Origin of the sequence: Moorena sp. SIO2C4 (assembly GCF_010672485.1) — a bacterium.
GTDB lineage: Bacteria > Cyanobacteriota > Cyanobacteriia > Cyanobacteriales > Coleofasciculaceae > Moorena > Moorena producens.
This window is the reverse complement of sequence record NZ_JAAHGN010001381.1, coordinates 1-1,596: the sequence shown is the minus strand read 5'-3', so window position 1 is coordinate 1,596 and position 1,596 is coordinate 1. Positions and strand designations below refer to the sequence as shown.

2 protein-coding genes are annotated in these 1,596 nt (G+C 39.7%); both read left to right on the top strand.

The genetic code is table 11. The features are described 5' to 3' along the window. The coding region (locus F6K20_RS37805) for a glucokinase (RefSeq protein ID WP_287298298.1) at positions 1-277 on the top strand (277 nt) is incomplete at its 5' end. 324 nt (positions 278-601) lie between these two features. Continuing rightward, the gene (locus F6K20_RS37800) at positions 602-1,453 is read left to right on the top strand and encodes a DUF4037 domain-containing protein (RefSeq protein WP_229419738.1); all 852 of its coding nucleotides are present in this window, start codon (positions 602-604) and stop codon (positions 1,451-1,453) included. The last annotated feature ends 143 nt before the right edge of the window (positions 1,454-1,596 follow it).

The following is a 1,596-nucleotide window of genomic DNA, read 5'->3' as shown; positions in this document are numbered from 1 at the left end:
TTGTGTGCAAGCTTTAGAGATGTTTGTCTCAATCTTGGCATCTGAAGCCGCAAATGCTGCCCTTAAGTTTTTCGCAACTGGGGGTGTTTATATCGGTGGAGGGATTCCCCCTCGCATTCTCGATAATCTGCGTGAACCTCTGTTTATGGAAAATTTTATTAATAAGGATAAGATGGTGGATTTGCTGAAGTCTATTCCTATATATGTGATTCTTAATGACCAGGCCGCTTTGCAGGGTGCTGCTTGGTATGCTCGCAGAAGTCTATCTTCAACATAACTAATCCTAATTTATTAATACGTAAGTCAGCTATCAGCTATCAGCCGTGAGCCATTGGCTCACGCTACTTGAGGTGCTTAAAATAAACCTCACCTCAAGTAGCGTGCGCCGTTCGCGTAGCGTGGGCAAAGGGTAAAATTTAAAGGTGCGCTTGACCTTGGCGAATTAAATTAGCCACGGGTCGCACCTAATAGTTCGAGATTAATTAGAATTGAAAGTCTGGGGAAAAATATATCAAAGCATATGCTGATAGCTGATAGCTTATAGCTTACAAACGCTCTACTCTCGGAGAGGCATTTCATTACAAACAGTTTAGAGAGAATTGTGGGTATAGTTTCTAAATATATTCCCTTAATTAACACTATTCATACCTTAGCCAAAACTATAGCGACTGAGTTTGCTGCTTTAGATCAAGTTATCGCTGTAGCATTAGCCGGTTCTCAAAGCCAACAGGTTTCCGACGAGAGATCAGACTACGATTTTTATGTCTATGTCAAGGAAGATATCCCTGTAGAAATTCGAGCTGCGATCGCAAAACCATTTGCAGAGCGCATAGAAATTAACAATCAATTTTGGGAAACAGGTGATGAGTGGATTGATCTCAAATCTGGATTTGGTGTGGATGTGATGTATCGTACCCCCCAATGGATTGAAGAACAGCTTTCACGTATCCTCGTCAACCATCAAGCTTCCATTGGATATTCTACCTGCTTTTGGTGGAATATCCTAACCTCTGTCTGTTTGTATGATGCTGATGGTTGGTTTAAACAGCTACAACAAAAGGTAAACCAGCCCTATCCTGAACCCCTCAAACAAGCCATTATTGCTAAAAACTATCCAATCTTGAGGCAAACTATTTCTGCTTATACTCATCAGTTACAATTGGCAATCTATCGCCAAGATGATATCAGTGTCATCCATCGAACTACTGCCTTGTTAGAAAGTTATTTTGATATTATTTTTGCTATCAATTCTGTTCCTCATCCAGGGGAAAAACGAATCCTAGAACAAGTAATAAATCTATGTTCCAAAGTTCCAGATGGGATAGAAAAAGAAATTTATAACATTACAAATTCCTTGTCTTCACCTCCAACTCTAATTGCTCATATTAATCGTCTTATTGATGGTTTAGAACAGTTACTTATAGTCGAAGGTTACATCAAACAAAGGGATTGAGCAAAGTAGCGCCGTCATGAAATAAAAACTATTATAGCAGTTCTCAATCGATTGAGAACTGCTATACCAATTACCAATTACCGACTAATATAGCGCTACGCGCAAGTCAGCAAGGTTCTTGCGTCAGAAGTCAAAAGTAAGCA